This window comes from Mycobacterium sp. UM_Kg1 (assembly GCF_000972925.1).
Lineage (GTDB): Bacteria > Actinomycetota > Actinomycetes > Mycobacteriales > Mycobacteriaceae > Mycobacterium > Mycobacterium hiberniae.
The window spans coordinates 17,362-32,829 of the sequence record NZ_JRMK01000003.1 but is presented as its reverse complement, the minus strand read 5'-3'; the positions used below and the strand labels follow the sequence as shown (position 1 = coordinate 32,829).

13 protein-coding genes and 2 tRNA genes are annotated in these 15,468 nt (G+C 68.2%); 7 read left to right on the top strand and 8 right to left on the bottom strand.

The genetic code is table 11. The annotated features are described in order from the left end of the window. Positions 1-25: 25 nt before the first annotated feature. From LI92_RS01000 to pknB, 4 genes are read left to right on the top strand one after another with little or no spacing between them, the layout of a single operon-like run. Entirely contained in the window at positions 26-1,441 is a 1,416-nt protein-coding gene (locus tag LI92_RS01000; RefSeq protein ID WP_046315049.1) for an FtsW/RodA/SpoVE family cell cycle protein, read from the top strand. Next, positions 1,438-2,916: a D,D-transpeptidase PbpA gene (pbpA, locus tag LI92_RS00995; RefSeq protein ID WP_046315013.1), complete on the top strand. Its 1,479-nt coding sequence runs from the start codon at positions 1,438-1,440 to the stop codon at positions 2,914-2,916. The genes LI92_RS01000 and pbpA overlap by 4 nt, the downstream gene beginning before the upstream one ends. Beyond that, positions 2,913-4,148, top strand: a complete 1,236-nt coding sequence (locus LI92_RS00990; protein ID WP_046315012.1) for a protein kinase domain-containing protein — start codon at positions 2,913-2,915, stop codon at positions 4,146-4,148. The genes pbpA and LI92_RS00990 overlap by 4 nt, the downstream gene beginning before the upstream one ends. Continuing rightward, positions 4,145-6,019, top strand: a complete 1,875-nt coding sequence (pknB, locus tag LI92_RS00985; RefSeq protein ID WP_046315011.1) for a Stk1 family PASTA domain-containing Ser/Thr kinase — start codon at positions 4,145-4,147, stop codon at positions 6,017-6,019. The genes LI92_RS00990 and pknB overlap by 4 nt, the downstream gene beginning before the upstream one ends. Positions 6,020-6,055: 36 nt before the next feature. On the opposite strand, the gene LI92_RS00980 is transcribed toward pknB, so the two are convergent. Beyond that, positions 6,056-6,739 (bottom strand): aminodeoxychorismate/anthranilate synthase component II, encoded by a 684-nt coding sequence (locus LI92_RS00980; RefSeq protein ID WP_046315010.1) that lies wholly within the window; start codon positions 6,737-6,739, stop codon positions 6,056-6,058. Positions 6,740-6,774: 35 nt separating this feature from the next. Continuing rightward, complete coding sequence (locus LI92_RS00975) at positions 6,775-7,536, bottom strand: DUF881 domain-containing protein (protein WP_046315009.1); 762 nt, start codon at positions 7,534-7,536, stop codon at positions 6,775-6,777. A 92-nt stretch (positions 7,537-7,628) separates the two neighbouring features. On the opposite strand from LI92_RS00975, the gene crgA reads away from it, so the two are divergent. Both crgA and LI92_RS00965 read left to right on the top strand, forming a co-directional pair. After that, on the top strand, positions 7,629-7,913 hold the full coding sequence (gene crgA, locus LI92_RS00970; protein WP_046315008.1) for a cell division protein CrgA: 285 nt from the start codon (positions 7,629-7,631) through the stop codon (positions 7,911-7,913). A 130-nt stretch (positions 7,914-8,043) separates the two neighbouring features. Further along, positions 8,044-8,493 carry a PH domain-containing protein gene (locus LI92_RS00965; protein WP_046315007.1) on the top strand — a complete coding sequence of 150 codons (450 nt, stop codon included), beginning with the start codon at positions 8,044-8,046 and terminating at the stop codon, positions 8,491-8,493. Positions 8,494-8,495: 2 nt separating this feature from the next. Here LI92_RS00965 and LI92_RS00960 read toward each other — a convergent pair whose 3' ends face one another. Continuing rightward, positions 8,496-9,026: a peptidylprolyl isomerase gene (locus LI92_RS00960; protein WP_165757896.1), complete on the bottom strand. Its 531-nt coding sequence runs from the start codon at positions 9,024-9,026 to the stop codon at positions 8,496-8,498. Between the two features lie 57 nt (positions 9,027-9,083). On the opposite strand from LI92_RS00960, the gene cwsA reads away from it, so the two are divergent. Continuing rightward, on the top strand, positions 9,084-9,509 hold the full coding sequence (gene cwsA / locus LI92_RS00955; protein WP_046315006.1) for a cell wall synthesis protein CwsA: 426 nt from the start codon (positions 9,084-9,086) through the stop codon (positions 9,507-9,509). A gap of 56 nt (positions 9,510-9,565) precedes the next feature. Here cwsA and LI92_RS00950 read toward each other — a convergent pair. From LI92_RS00950 to gyrB, 5 genes are all read right to left on the bottom strand, one after another. Then, positions 9,566-9,638, bottom strand: a tRNA-Ala gene (locus LI92_RS00950). 12 nt (positions 9,639-9,650) lie between these two features. After that, positions 9,651-9,724: transfer RNA gene (locus tag LI92_RS00945), tRNA-Ile, on the bottom strand. An 85-nt stretch (positions 9,725-9,809) separates the two neighbouring features. Next, positions 9,810-10,721, bottom strand: coding sequence for a DUF3566 domain-containing protein (locus tag LI92_RS00940; protein WP_046315005.1), 912 nt, complete (start codon positions 10,719-10,721; stop codon positions 9,810-9,812). A 55-nt stretch (positions 10,722-10,776) separates the two neighbouring features. After that, positions 10,777-13,272, bottom strand: coding sequence for a DNA gyrase subunit A (gyrA, locus tag LI92_RS00935; protein ID WP_046315004.1), 2,496 nt, complete (start codon positions 13,270-13,272; stop codon positions 10,777-10,779). Positions 13,273-13,341: 69 nt separating this feature from the next. After that, positions 13,342-15,357: a DNA topoisomerase (ATP-hydrolyzing) subunit B gene (gene gyrB / locus LI92_RS00930; RefSeq protein WP_046315003.1), complete on the bottom strand. Its 2,016-nt coding sequence runs from the start codon at positions 15,355-15,357 to the stop codon at positions 13,342-13,344. Positions 15,358-15,468 lie beyond the last annotated feature (111 nt).

Sequence of the window (15,468 nt, the reverse complement as noted above, 5' to 3'; positions counted from 1 at the left end):
CAGCGATGCCCAGAAGCGGCCCGACGTGAGCACCGAACCGCAGCCGCCGGTGACGCTGACCCCGGCGCTGTCGGATCGACGCAACGCCGAGCTGCTGCTGCTGTTCTTCGCGGCCACCATCGTGGCGGTGGCGATGCTGATCGTCGAGGCCGGCCACGAGCAGGGCCTGCGCTGGGACCTGGTCGGCTACGGGCTGGCGTTTCTGGCGCTGTTCGTCTTCGCGCACTTGGTGATCCGGCGTTCGGCGCGGTACGCCGACCCGCTGCTGCTTCCGGTGGTCGCCCTGCTCAACGGCCTGGGCCTGGTGATGATCCACCGTATCGATCTCGGGGTCGGGGTCGACGGCGCCGAGGCCCGGCCCGGTGCCAGCGCTCAGATGCTGTGGACCTTGGTGGGCGTCGTCGTCTTCGCCGTGGTGTTGGTGGCCCTCAAGGACCACCGTCAGCTCGCGGGCAGCGGCTACATCTGCGGCCTGACGGGCCTGGTGCTGCTGGTGATCCCGGCGCTGCTGCCGGCTTCGCTGTCCGAGCGTCAGGGTGCCAAGATCTGGATTCGGTTGCCCGGCTTCTCCATTCAGCCCGCTGAGTTCTCCAAGATCTTGTTGCTGATCTTTTTTGCCGCGGTCCTGGTGTCCAAGCGGCGGCTGTTCACCAGTGCCGGCAAGCACGTGCTGGGCATGAACCTTCCCCGGCCGCGCGACCTGGCGCCGCTGCTGGCCGCCTGGGTGATCTCCGTGGGCGTCATGGCCTTCGAGAAGGACCTGGGCACCTCCCTGCTGCTGTATGCGTCCTTCCTGGTCGTGGTGTACCTGGCCACCCGCCGGTTCAGCTGGATGGTGATCGGGATGCTGCTGTTCGCCGCCGGCAGCGTCGCCGCCTACTTCCTGTTCAGCCATGTCCGGGTGCGGGTGCAGACCTGGCTGGACCCGTTCGCCGACCCCGAAGGCACCGGCTACCAGATGGTGCAGTCGCTGTTCAGCTTCGCCACCGGCGGGATCTTCGGCACCGGGCTGGGCAACGGGCAGCCCGGTTATGTGCCCGCGGCGTCCACCGACTTCATCATTGCCGCGTTCGGCGAGGAGCTGGGTCTGGTCGGGCTGGCCGGGGTTCTGATTCTCTACACCATCGTGATCGTGCGCGGCATGCGGACGGCGATCGCCGTCCGGGACAGCTTCGGCAAACTGCTGGCCGCCGGCCTGGCAGCCACCTTGGGCATCCAGCTGTTCATCGTGGTCGGGGGAGTGACGAAACTGATCCCGCTGACCGGGCTGACCACCCCGTGGCTGTCCTACGGCGGTTCGTCGCTGCTGGCCAACTATGTGCTGCTGGCGATCCTGCTGCGGGTCTCGCACGCCGCCCGCCGGCCGCTGAGTCCGCATCCCCAGCCCCACCGCCCGGCCCCGATCGGCGATACCGGTACGGCGGTGATCGAGCGCGTATGAACACCTCACTGCGCCGCGTCACGATGACCCTGATGGCGCTGATCGTGCTGCTGCTGGCCAACGCCACCTTGACCCAGGTGTTCGCCGCCGACGGGTTGCGCGCCGACCCCCGCAATCAGCGGGTGCTGCTCGACGAGTACTCCCGGCAGCGGGGGCAGATCACCGCGGCCGGCCAGCTGCTGGCCTACTCGGTGGCCACCGACGACCGGATCAAATACCAGCGCGTCTACCCCGAGCCGGAGGTGTATGCGCCGGTCACCGGGTTCTATTCGCTGCGCTACTCCAGCAGCGGCCTCGAACGCGCCGAGGACACCGTGCTCAACGGATCCGATCCGCGGCTGTTCGGGCTGAGGTTGGCCGACTTCTTCACCGGTCGCAGCCCACGCGGCGGCACCGTGCAGACCACCATCCGCCCCCGGGTGCAGCAAGCCGGCTGGGACGCGATGCGACGGGGCTGCGCCGGCGGATGCCGCGGTGCGGTGGTCGCCCTGGAACCGGCCACCGGCAAGGTGCTGGCCATGGTCTCCGCACCGTCGTATGACCCCAATCTGCTGTCGTCGCACGATGCGACGCAGCAGGGCCAGGCGTGGCAGGAGCTTCGCGACGACCCCGAGTCCCCGCTGACCAACCGCGCCATCAGCGAGACCTACCCGCCCGGCTCGACGTTCAAGGTCATCACCACGGCGGCCGCGCTGCAGGCCGGTGTCAGCGAGAACGAGCAGCTGACCAACGCGGCACGCATTGCCCTGCCCAACAGCACCGCCGCCCTGGAGAACTTCGGCGGCAACACCTGCGACGGCTCCGAGGCCACCGTTCCGCTGCGGACGGCTTTCGCCCGGTCGTGCAATACAGCCTTCGTTCAGCTGGGTATTCGTACCGGCGTGGACGCCTTGCGCAACGCCGCCGAGGGTTTCGGATTCGATGTCGCCTCCGAACCCATACCGCTGCAGGTCGCCGAGTCCACCGTCGGCCGGATCGGCGACGCCGCCGCGCTGGGCATGACCAGCATCGGCCAGAAGGACGTCGCCGTCACTCCGCTGACGAATGCGATGGTCGCGGCGTCCATCGCCAACGGTGGTCTGACCATGCAGCCGTATCTGGTCGACGGGCTGGAGGGTCCGGACTTGGCGGGCATCGCCACCACGTTGCCCCACGAGCAGCGCCGTGCAGTGTCCTCGCAGGTCGCAGCTAAGCTGACTGAACTCATGATCGAGGCCGAACGAGTGACCCAGCAGGAGGGGGCCATCCCGGGCGTACAGATTGCGTCGAAGACCGGCACCGCCGAACACGGTCCCGATCCGCGGAACACTCCGCCGCACGCGTGGTACATCGCCTTCGCCCCGGCCAGCGCCCCGAAGGTGGCCGTCGCCGTCGTGGTGGAAGACGGTGGCGACCGGCTGTCCGCCACCGGCGGATCGGTGGCCGCACCCATCGGACGGGCCGTCATCCAAGCTGCCCTGCAGGGGCGATCGTGAGTCCGCAGGTGGGCGCCGCACTGGCCGGGCGCTATCGGTTGCAGCGGCTCATCGCCACCGGCGGCATGGGCCAGGTGTGGGAGGCCGTCGACAACCGGCTGGGCCGGCGCGTCGCGGTCAAGGTGCTCAAGCCCGAGTTCTCCTCCGACCCGGAGTTCATCGAGCGGTTCCGCGCCGAAGCCCGCAACACCGCCATGCTCAACCATCCGGGCATCGCCAGCGTGCACGACTACGGCGAGACCGAGCTCGACGGCGAGGGCCGCACGGCATTCCTGGTCATGGAGCTGGTCAACGGCGAGCCGCTGAACTCGGTGCTCAAGCGCACCGGGCGCCTGTCGTTGCGGCACGCCCTGGACATGCTCGAGCAGACCGGGCGGGCATTGCAGGTGGCGCACAGCACCGGGCTGGTGCACCGTGACGTCAAGCCCGGCAACATCATGATCACGCCCACCGGCCAGGTGAAGATCACCGACTTCGGCATCGCCAAGGCCGTGGACGCCGCGCCGGTCACCCAGACCGGCATGGTGATGGGCACCGCGCAGTACATCGCGCCCGAGCAGGCGCTGGGGCAAGACGCCACCGCCGCCAGCGACGTGTACTCGCTGGGCGTGGTGGGCTACGAGGTGCTCTCGGGCCGTCGGCCGTTCACCGGCGACGGTGCGCTGACCGTGGCGATGAAGCACATCAAGGAGCCGCCGCCGCCGCTGCCGGCCGAGCTGCCGCCCAATGTGCGCGAACTGATCGAGATCACCCTGGCCAAGAATCCGGCCATGCGCTACCGCAGCGGCGGCCCGTTCGCCGACGCGGTGGCCGCGGTGCGCTCCGGCCGGCGCCCCACCCGGCCCAGCCAGTCGCTGCCCGCCGGACGCGCCGCACCCTCGGCGATCCCCTCGGGTGCGGCCCCCACCCGCGCCGTCGCGCCGGTGTCAGCCCGGGCCACCGCGGCACGCCGTGCCCGACCCAGTGCCGGCAGCCATCGCACGCCCCCGCCGCGGCGCACCTTCACCGCCGGTCAGCGCGCCCTGCTGTGGGCCGCCGGGGTGCTGGGCACGCTGGCGATCATCATCGCGGTGCTCATCGTGGTCAACGCCAAGAGCCCGGGCGGCTCGCTGGCCCCGGCCACCGTCACCGACACCGGGGCGCCACTGAGCAGTTCGTCGAGTCCGGAAGGGTCTTCGTCGGCACCACCCGCGCAGTCGTCCGGCTGGATCTGGCACAGGACCACGCCATGACCACACCCCAGCGGCTCTCCGACCGCTACGAACTCGGCGAGATCCTCGGCTTCGGCGGGATGTCGGAGGTGCATCGCGCCGTCGACACCCGCCTGCACCGCGAGGTGGCGGTGAAGGTGCTGCGGGCCGACTTGGCCCGCGACCCCAGCTTCTACCTGCGCTTCCGGCGCGAGGCCCAAAATGCCGCCGCCTTGAATCACCCGGCGATCGTGGCCGTCTATGACACCGGCGAGGCCGACACCCCGGCCGGGCCGCTGCCCTACATCGTGATGGAGCTGGTCGAAGGGGTCACGCTTCGCGACATCGTGCACAACGACGGCCCGATGCCGCCGCAGCGGGCCATCGAGGTGATCGCCGACGCCTGCCAGGCGCTGAACTTCAGCCACCAGCACGGCATCATCCACCGTGACGTCAAGCCGGCCAACATCATGATCGACCAGCACAACGCGGTGAAGGTCATGGACTTCGGCATCGCCCGTGCGGTCGCCGACGCCGGCAACAGCGTCACCCAGACCGCCGCGGTGATCGGCACCGCCCAGTATCTGTCGCCCGAACAGGCCCGCGGCGACACCGTGGACGCCCGCTCGGACGTGTACTCGCTGGGCTGCGTGCTCTACGAAATCCTCACCGGCGAACCACCTTTCATCGGAGACTCCCCGGTGGCGGTGGCATACCAGCACGTCCGCGAAGACCCGGTCCCGCCGTCGCAGCGGCTCCCCGGCCTGCCGGCGGACCTCGACGCGGTGGTGCTCAAAGCGCTGGCGAAAAACCCCGACAATCGCTACCAGACCGCCGCGGAGATGCGCGCCGATCTGGTCCGGGTGCACAGCGGCGAGACTCCGGAGGCTCCGCGGGTGCTCACCGCGGCCGACCGTGCCTCGATCATGACCCCGCGCGCCGGCGACCCTTCCGGAGCGCAGACCGACCCGTTGCCCCGCCAGGAACTCAACTTCACCAACGACCGGCAGGGTTCGGTGGGACGGTGGCTGATCGCCGCCATCGTGCTCGCGGTGCTGACCGTCATCGCCACGGTGTCGATCAACACCTTCGGCGGCAGCACCCACCAGATCCAGGTGCCCGACGTGAGCGGCCGAGCCTCGGTGGACGCGATCGCCGAACTGCAGAACAAGGGCTTCAAGACCCGCACCGAGCAGCGCGCCGATTCCACCGTGCCGCCCGATCACGTGATCGGGACCGACCCGCCCGCCGGCGCCCCGGCGAACAAGGGCGACAAGATCACCGTCGACGTGTCCTACGGACCCGAGCAGCGCCAGCTCCCCGATGTGGCCACGTTGAGCTACGCCGACGCCGTCAAGAAGTTGACCGCCGCCGGCTTCGGCAAGTTCAAGCAGGTCAACTCCCCGTCCACCCCGGAACTCAAGGACAAGGTGGTCGGCACCAACCCGCCGGCGAACCAGACCACCGCCGTCACCAACGAGATCATCATCGTGATCGGCAGCGGCCCGGCCACCAAACCGCTGCCCGACGTCATCGGTCAGACCCTCGAGGTGGCCCAGAAGAACCTGACCGTGTACGGATTCACCAAGATCACCGAGGTGACCGTGGACAGCCCGCGTCCGGCCGGTGAGGTGATCGCCACCAGCCCGCCCAGCGGGGAGGCCATACCGCTGGACGCGGTCATCGAACTGCGGGTGTCGCGCGGCAACCAGTTTGTGATGCCGGACGTCACCGGGATGTTCTGGACCGACGCCGAGCCGCAGTTGCGGGCGCTGGGCTGGACCGGGATTCTGGTCAAGGGCGCCGACGTCGACGCCGGCAGCGCCGGCCACAATCGGGTGCTCTACCAGAGCCCGGCAGCGGGTCAGGGTGTGAACACCGACGGCAACATCACGCTGCGCTTCGGCCAGTAGGGGCCGGTGCGGGCCGGGAGCGGCCCGTCAGCACAACTACTGCGCGCTGGCGATCGCCGCGCTGCGGCTGGACCGGGCGGTCTGAACCGTCGCGGCGATCTCCTCCTCGAGCCGGCGCACCAGGGCGTCGTCGCAGGGGTAGCCGCAGTAGCCCAGCCAGTTGGCCAGCATCCGGTGACCGCCCTCGGTGAGGATGGACTCCGGGTGGAACTGCACGCCGTGGATGGGCAGCTCGGTGTGGCGCACCGCCATGATCACCCCGCCGCTGGTACGCGCGGTGACCTCCAGCACGTCGGGCACCGTCTCGGGCAGGATGGTCAGCGAGTGATACCGGGTGGCGGTGAACGGATCCGGCAAACCCTGCAGCACCCCGGCGTCGGTGTGAAACACGGTGCTGGTCTTGCCGTGCAGCAGCTCGGGGGCCCGGCCCACCGTGCCGCCGAAGGCCACGCCGATCGCCTGGTGGCCCAGGCACACCCCGAGCACCGGAACCCGCGCCGCCGCACACGCACCCACCAGCGCGATCGAGGCGCCGGCGCGCTCCGGCGTGCCCGGTCCCGGGCTGAGCAGCACCCCGTCGAAGTCGGCTATCGCAGCAGCCGGGTCGGCCAGCCGGGGATCGTCGTTGCGCCAGACGTCAGCCTGCACACCCAACTGGCCCAGGTACTGGACCAGGTTGAACACAAAGCTGTCGTAATTGTCGACGACGAGAATCCGCACGTCCAACAGGCTACCGCCGCCCGGTGCGGGCGCTGTCAGTAGTCAACCGGCCCGGCCGGCACGGCATAGCGCATCCGGGCGAGTGGCGGGGTCTCGGCCACCACCAAGTCCGCGGACACCTGCTCGCTGTAGCCCAGGCCGAACCGGATCACGTACTGCTTGTACAGGCCGATCAGCGGATCGGCGGCCAGCGCCTCCTGCATGGCGGCCGGATCCCCGATCGCGGTCACCACATAGGGGGGGCTGTAGGTTCGGCCCTCCAGCAGCAGGGTGTTGCCCACGCAGCGCGGGGCCGAGGAGGCGGTGATCCGCTGGTCCTGCATCTGCACCGCTTCGGCGCCCGCGGACCACAAGGCGTTGAGCACCGCGGAGATGTCCTGTTGGTGCACCACCAGATCATCCGGAGAGGCGTCGCGGGGGAACCGGCCGTTGGCGTCGCGCTGCGCGTCGGCGAGCGTCACCACCAGGCCGGGACCGTGCATGGCCTCCAAGCCGGCAGTCTGCACCAATTGTTCGGTGCGGTGCCGCATGGCCGAGAGCGCGACACCGGAGCTGCGGCCGTGCATCGAGCCGACCTCGTGGGCCAGGGTGTCGCGCTGCTGGGTCAGCTCTTCCACCGTGGTCTGGGCCGAGCGAACCAGATCAACCAGCCGGGGTGCGTCGCCGCGGCGGATCTCCTTTCCGCCCGAGACGCCGTGGGTGGCCGCCAACAACAATCCGGCCGCAAGACACACCAGCGGAACTCCGAGCCGCCACGGTGAGCGGCGGTCGCCGGACGGTGGCCCGTTGCGCTTCATGGGCTCTCCCGTTCTCGGCTGGGTTAGCCTACTGGGCTAATCTCGTACCGACCCATACTCGCAGCTTCACGCCGCACCATCCCGAGGTACCGATGCCCAAGTCTAAGGTTCGCAAGAAGACCACCAGCTTCACCCCCTCGGCGGTGAGCCGTACCCCGGTCAAGGTCAAGGGCGGCCCGTCCAGCGGCTGGTTCGTGGCGCTGTTCCTCGGGCTCATGTTGCTGGGCTTGGTGTGGCTGATGGTCTACCAGCTCGGTGCCACCGGGCTCGACGCTCCCGCGGCGCTGAACTGGATGGCCGAACTGGGCCCGTGGAACTACGCGATCGCGTTTGCCTTCATGATCGCCGGGCTGTTGCTCACCATGCGCTGGCACTAAAGGCCGCACGGGGGACACCGACACCGGCGTTTCGGAGTCGAAAACCCCCACGACGTGCTCAATCACATCGATGTGATTTATCCCCACTGTGGACAACTCCTGTTGATAACTTTCGAAGCCGCAGGTCGACATGACGCATAACGCGCCCGCAACAACCCAGTGGTCTCCGCCCGCCGGCGGCATAGCCGGTTGCGCCGTCATCGGAGCGGTGTTGGCGATCTGCACCGTCACGGTCGCGACCGACCCGCCGGGACGCGTGTTGGCCGGCGTTGCCGGAGTGGGGCTGCTGATATTTGCCGGCATGTCCTGGCGGTCGCGGCCCAAGCTCGCGCTGACCGTCGAGGGACTGGCGGTGCGCGGCTGGTGGCGTACCACGGTGCTGCGCCCCGAGCGCATCACGCGGCTTCGGGTGACGCAGCATCAGCGGATCGGGCGCACCAATCGGCTGCTCGAGATCGAGACGCGCGACGATCAGATGCTGGTCCTGTCCCGGTGGGACTTGGGAACCGATCCCCGCGACGTGCTCGCGGTGCTCAACGCGGCCGGCTACACCGGCCGTGATGAAGAGGTGCCCGGCTAGCGCTAGGCGATCGTGATCGACTCGATCACGACGGGCTCGGTGGGCCGGTCGGCGCGATCGGTCGAGGTGTTGGCGATGGCGTCCACGACAGCCTGCGAGTCGGGGTCCACCACCTCACCGAAGATGGTGTGCTTGCGGTTCAGGTGCGGGGTCTGGCCCACCGTGATGAAGAACTGCGAGCCGTTGGTGCCGGGACCGGCGTTGGCCATCGCCAGCAGGTAGGGCTTGTCGAAAACCAGCTCGGGGTGGAACTCGTCCTCGAACTTGTAACCCGGGCCGCCGCGGCCGGTGCCGGTCGGGTCGCCGCCCTGGATCATGAAACCGGAGATCACCCGGTGGAACACCGCGCCGTCGTAGAACGGGCCCGACGATCCGCCGGAAGCGTTGGTGGTCGAGTACTCCTTGGTGCCCTGGGCCAGGCCGACGAAGTTGGCGACGGTCTTGGGCGCGTGGTTGCCGAACAGCGCGATCTTGATGTCGCCGCGGTTGGTGTGCAGCGTGGCGGTTGCGGTGGCAATGGGGCTGGAGGTCATGGCATGACAGTGTGCCATTCGCGGCGCGGTGTTCTGCGTCACGGGTAGCGTTGAGCCATGCGCCTGGCCGCCGAGACCCCGCTGACCCATCGAGAGCGCCTGACCCGCGGGCTGGCCCATACCGCCGGTGGGCCGATAGACGTGGCCCGCGGCGCCGTGGGCCTCGGTGGCGCCGCGGTGCACCGGGGAGCCGTCGAATTGCGCAGGCGCTACCGGGAGAGCCAACTGTCGGACCGGGTCGCCGACGTAGCGGACGCCGCAGCCCGCGAATTGGCGGCCGCTCAGGAGGTGGTCGCGGGTCTTCCGCAGCTGCTCGAGGGTGCCCCGCCGCGCCGCCGGATTCGGCGGTCCTGGCTGGTGCTGGGGGCCGTCGGCGCGGCCTTGGTGGCCGGTGGTGTGGTGGCGGTGCTGATTCGCCGCTCCAACCGGCCGCAGGAGCCCTCGCCGCGTCCGCCCAGCGTGGATGCACAACCCACCCTCTGACCGAAGGCACTGACAAGCGTGGGGACACACAAGGCGACGCATTCGCCGTCGCGTTGTGGAGCCTAGGAGATTCGAACTCCTGACATCTGCCTTGCAAAGGCAGCGCTCTACCAACTGAGCTAAGGCCCCTGGTGGGACTCGTGGGCCTAGGAGGACTCGAACCTCCGACCTCTTCGTTATCAGCGAAGCGCTCTAACCGCCTGAGCTATAGGCCCGTAGTCGTCTGACGACCGAGCGAGATTACCGCACCAAACGCCTCCCGGCCAAAATGCACCTAAAAAGCCAGGGCAGACGGCGCGGTCAGTCCCGGTCGGCCAGGGTCACCTCCACGCCGCCGACCACGTCGGTGCTCAGGTTGTAGACCACCACACCGAGGGTCGCCATCGCGGTCAAAACCACGATGTTGACCAATCCGATCAGGGTTGCCCCGCCGAAAATCGAACCGGCAGAGACTAACTCGGCAGCGCTGTTGTTGGTGAGCAGATCACCGACGTTGCTGTTCAGCTTGCTCCACACTCCCATCGCGCCCAGTGCGACGTAGAGCACCGCCACGGCGATCATCCAGACGAAGAACAGCGCCGTGGACAGCAACAACGACACCTTGAGCGCACTCCAGGGATCGATCCGCCGGATCTGCATGCTCGCCCGCAGCGGGCCGCGGGGCCCCGCCGTCACCGCTGGGCGGCGGCCGGGGGAGCGCCGGCCCGGTTCAGACAGGTCCGGCAGCTCGCTGCCGTAGGCGTCGTCGCCGTGCTTGGCCGGCGACGCGGTCTTGGGCGCTGCCGGCTTCGCCGCAGGGGCCTGCTGTACCGGGGGCTTAGCCTGCTGGGCCGGCGGCTTGGGCGGTTGTGCCGACGGCTGGGCGGGTTGCTGAGCCAGCGGCGCCGGCGGCTTAGCGTGCGCCGGCGGAGCCTTCGGCGGCTGCTGGGGCGCCCCGGGCGCCGGCGGTGCCGTCGGGGCGGCCGTGCCGGAGACGAACCGGCGGATCCGCTCGTCGACACCGGGGGAGTGCGCCGCCGCGCCGCCGTCTGCCGGTCGGGCAGGGGCGGGCGGGCGGGCCTGCCCGGCGCGCTGCCAGGGCGGGGTCTCCCCGGTCTCGGTGATCCGGGCGGTGCGGCCCGGTGGGCGCTGCCCGGAGTCGGCCGGACCGGTTCCGGCCGACTCCGTCTTGCCCCCGTTGCCCGGGTGGCCGGGCTCGTTCGGTGCGCTCACCCACGGCTCCTTACCTGCGTATCCCCACCGCGCAGCGGCCGGGTGTGAAGTCGGGTCAGCTGCCCGAGTCCTCGTCAGCGGCGTCTTCGTCAGCGTTGCGTGCAATCGCTATCAGTGTGTCGCCCTCGCCCAGGTTCATCAACCGAACGCCCTTGGTCTGCCGTCCGGCTTTGCGCACCTGGCGCGCGGCGGTGCGGATCACTCCGCCCCCAGAGGTGATCGCGTAAAGCTCGCTGCTGTCGTCGACGATCAGGGCCCCCACCAGCCTGCCCCGCCTCGAGTCGTACTGAATGGTGAGGATTCCCTTGCCGCCACGCCCTTGCGCGGTGTACTCCTCGATCGCGGTCCGTTTGGCGTAACCACCTGCGGTCGCCACCAGCAGATAGGTGTTGTCGCGGACCACATTCAGCGACAGCAGCCGGTCATCGGCGTTGAACCGCATACCCTGCACGCCCGAGGTCGCCCGGCCCATCGGCCGCAGCGCCTCGTCGGTCGCCGAGAAACGGATGGACTGGCCGTTGGCCGAGACCAGCAGCAGGTCGTCTTCGGCCGAGCACAGCACCGCGCCCACCAGTTCGTCGCCGTCGCGCAGGTTGATCGCGACGATTCCGCCCGAACGGTTGGAGTCGAAGTCGGTGAGTTTGGACTTCTTGACCAGACCGTTGCGGGTGGCCAACACCAGGTACGGCGCGTCTTCGTAGCTCTTGATCTGGATGACCTGAGCGATGCGTTCCTCGGGCTGGAAGGCCAGCAGGTTCGCGACGTGCTGTCCGCGCGCGGTGCGCAGCGCCTCCGGCAGGTCGTAGGCCTTGGCGCGGTACACCCGGCCCTGCGTGGTGAAGAACAGGATCCAGTCGTGCGTTGAGCACACGAAGAAGTGCGCCACGATGTCGTCCTGCTTGAGGCCGGCGCCCTGCACACCCTTACCGCCGCGCTTCTGGCTGCGGTACAGGTCGGTCTTGGTCCGCTTGGCGTACCCGGTCTCGGTGATGGTGACCACCACGTCCTCGCGGGCGATCAGGTCCTCGTCGGCGACGTCGCCGTCGGCGGGGATGATCCGGGTCCGGCGGTCGTCGCCGTACTTCTCGACCAGCTCGGCGAGCTCGTCGTGCACGATCGCGCGCTGCCGTTCCGGCTTGTCCAGGATGTCCTTGAGGTCCGCGATCTCGGCCTCGATCTTGGCCAATTCATCGATGATCTTCTGGCGTTCCAGCGCGGCCAACCGGCGCAGCTGCATGTCCAGAATCGCCTGCGCCTGAATCTCATCGATGTCGAGCAGCTCGATCAGGCCCTGCCGAGCGATGTCGACGGTCTGCGATGCCCGGATCAGGGCGATCACCTCGTCGAGGGCGTCGAGTGCTTTGACCAGACCGCGCAGGATGTGGGCCCGCTCCTCGGCCTTGCGCAGTCGGTACCGGGTACGCCGAACGATGACATCCAGCTGATGCGCCACGTAGTAGCGGATCATCTGGTCCAGGCGCAGCGTGCGCGGCACCCCGTCGACGATCGAGAGCATGTTGGCGCCGAAGCTGGTCTGCAGCTGGGTGTGCTTGTAGAGGTTGTTCAGCACCACCTTGGCCACCGCGTCGCGCTTGACCTCAACGACGATGCGCAGGCCCACGCGGTCGCTGCTCTGATCCTCAATGTTGGCGATTCCCACCAACTTCCCGTCGCGCACCTGCTCCGCGATCGACGTGATGAAGTTGTCGTGGTTGACCTGGTAGGGCAGCTCGGTGATGACCAGCAGCGACCGCCCGCGCGAGTCTTCCTCGATCTCGACCACACCGCGCATCCGGATGGAACCGCGGCCGGTGCGGTAGGCGTCGCTGATGCCCTGGGAGCCGACGATCAAGCCGGAGGTGGGGAAGTCCGGGCCCTTGACCCGCTCCATCACCGCTTCCAGGGTGGTCTCTTCGTCGGCCTCGTGGTTGTCCAGGCACCAGAACACCGCTTCGGCGAGCTCGCGCAGGTTGTGCGGCGGGATGTTGGTCGCCATACCCACGGCGATACCGCCGGATCCGTTGGCCAGCAGGTTCGGGAACCTGCTGGGCAACACGGTCGGCTCCTGCACGCGCCCGTCGTAGTTCGGAACGAAATCGACGGTCTCCTCGTCGATTTCGCGCAGCATCTCCATGGCAAGCGGGGTCAACCGGGCCTCGGTGTAACGCATGGCGGCCGCGGGATCGTTACCCGGCGAACCGAAGTTGCCCTGCCCGTCGACCAACGGGTAGCGCAACGACCACGGCTGGGCCATCCGGACCAGGGTGTCGTAGATCGAGGCGTCGCCGTGCGGGTGGTAGTTACCCATGGTCTCGGCGACCGAGCGCGCCGACTTCGCGTGGCTGCGGTCTGGCCGGAATCCCGAGTCGTACATGGCATAAAGCACCCGGCGGTGCACCGGCTTGAGGCCGTCGCGCACCTCGGGCAGGGCGCGGCCCACGATCACGCTCATCGCGTAGTCGATGTAGCTGCGCTGCATCTCCTGCTGGATGTCGACCGGCTCGATCCGGTCCACCGAATCGTCTCCGGGTGGCAGCGTGGTGTCTGTCATCAGGTCCTCGTTCTGTCAGAAGTCAGGCGGTCAGATGTCGCGGTGGTTCGCCGGCGTCCGGGTCGCGTCCTAAACATCCAGGAAGCGAACGTCTTTGGCGTTGCGCGTGATGAAGCTGCGCCGGGCCTCGACGTCCTCGCCCATCAGGATCGAAAACAGCTCGTCGGCGGCCGCGGCGTCGTCCAGGGTGATCTGCCGCAGCACCCGAACGCTGGGGTCCATAGTGGTTTCCCACAGTTCCTTGGCGTCCATTTCGCCGAGGCCCTTGTACCGCTGAATGCCGTCGTCCATGTTGATCTTCTTGCCGGCCGCCTTACCCGCTTCCAGCAGGCCGTCGCGCTCGCGGTCGGAGTAGGCGAACTCCGCCTCGCTTCCGCGCTGCCACTTGAGCTTGTACAGCGGGGGCTGCGCCAAGAAGACGTGCCCGTGCTCCACCAATGGCCGCATGAAACGGAACAGCAGCGTCAGCAACAGGGTGGAGATGTGCTGGCCGTCGACGTCGGCGTCGGCCATCAGCACGATCTTGTGATACCGCAGCTTGGAGATGTCGAACTCGTCGTGGATTCCGGTGCCCAGCGCGGTGATGATCGCCTGGACCTCGTTGTTCTTCAGGACGCGGTCGATACGGGCCTTCTCGACGTTGATGATCTTGCCGCGCAACGGCAAGATCGCCTGGAACATCGAGTCGCGGCCGCTCTTGGCCGAGCCGCCGGCCGAATCACCCTCCACCACATAGAGTTCAGACTTGCTGGGGTCGTTGGACCGGCAGTCGGCCAGCTTTCCGGGCAGGCCGCCCAGGTCAGTGGCGCTCTTGCGCCGCACCAGCTCCCGGGCCTTACGCGCCGCCATCCGCGCCTGCGCGGAGGAGACGGCCTTGTTGATGATGGTCTTCGCCTCTGCCGGGTTGGCCTCAAACCAGTGGCCCAGCTGCTCGTTGCAGACCTTCTGCACAAACGACTTGACCTCGGTGTTGCCCAGCTTGGTCTTGGTCTGGCCCTCGAACTGGGGCTGGGAGACCTTCACCGAGATGACAGCCGCCAGGCCCTCGCGGATGTCGTCACCGGTGAGGTTGGGGTCCTTGTCCTTGAGCAGCTTCTTGTCTTTGGCGTACTTGTTCACCACGCTGGTCAACGCCGAACGGAAGCCCTCTTCATGGGTGCCGCCCTCATGGGTGTTGATGGTGTTGGCGAAGGTGTGCACCGACTCCGAGTAGCCGCCGTTCCACTGCATGGCGATCTCGACTTCGTGGCCGGTTCCCTTGCCGTCGAAGTCGACGATCGTGGGGTGGATCGCGGTCTTGGTGCGGTTGATGTGCGCGACGAAGTCGCGCAGGCCACCGGGGTAGTGGAAGACGCGGTGCTTGACCTTGTGCGGGGCCGCCGCCTCGGCGGCCTGTTCTTCCGCGGACTTCGGCGCCTCCGCGGTGTCGCTGACCACCTCGTCGACGACCTCTTCGACCCGCACCCGCTCGTCGGTGAGCTCGATGGTCAGGCCCTTGTTGAGGAACGCCATCTCCTGCAGGCGCCGCGCGACGGTCTCGAAGTCATAGGTGGTGGTCTCGAAGATGTCCGGGTCCGCCCAGAAGCGAATGGTGGTGCCGGTCTTCTTGGTCTTCTCACCCTTGCGCAGGGTTCCCGGCACCGATTTGTCGTAGGACTGGAACCACTCGTAGCCGTCCCGGAAGATGTCGGCCTCCAGTCGGGTCGACAGCGCATTGACCACTGAGACGCCGACGCCGTGCAGGCCGCCGGAGACGCTGTAGGCGCCCTCTTCGAATTTTCCGCCGGCGTGCAGCACGGTCATGACCACGTCCACGGTCGGGACGCCGGTGGCGTGCATCGCCACCGGAATGCCGCGGCCGTCGTCGGTGACCTCCACGCCGCCGTCTTCGAGGATGCGGACCTCGACTTTGGAGGCGTAGCCGGCCATCGCCTCGTCGACGGCGTTGTCGACGACCTCCCAGATCAGGTGGTGCAGACCGCGTTCACCGGTGGAGCCGATGTACATACCGGGTCGTTTACGGACTGCTTCGAGGCCTTCGAGTACCTTGATGGAATCGGCACCATATTTGTTTTGGGCAGCCACGGTCGGGGAGTTCTCCTCGGGTTCGCAAAATCACGGCGCATCGCAGGCGCGTGCGCGCCGATACCGAGCCAGTCTACCGTGGACCAGCGACGGCGAGCATTTTCTCGGGGT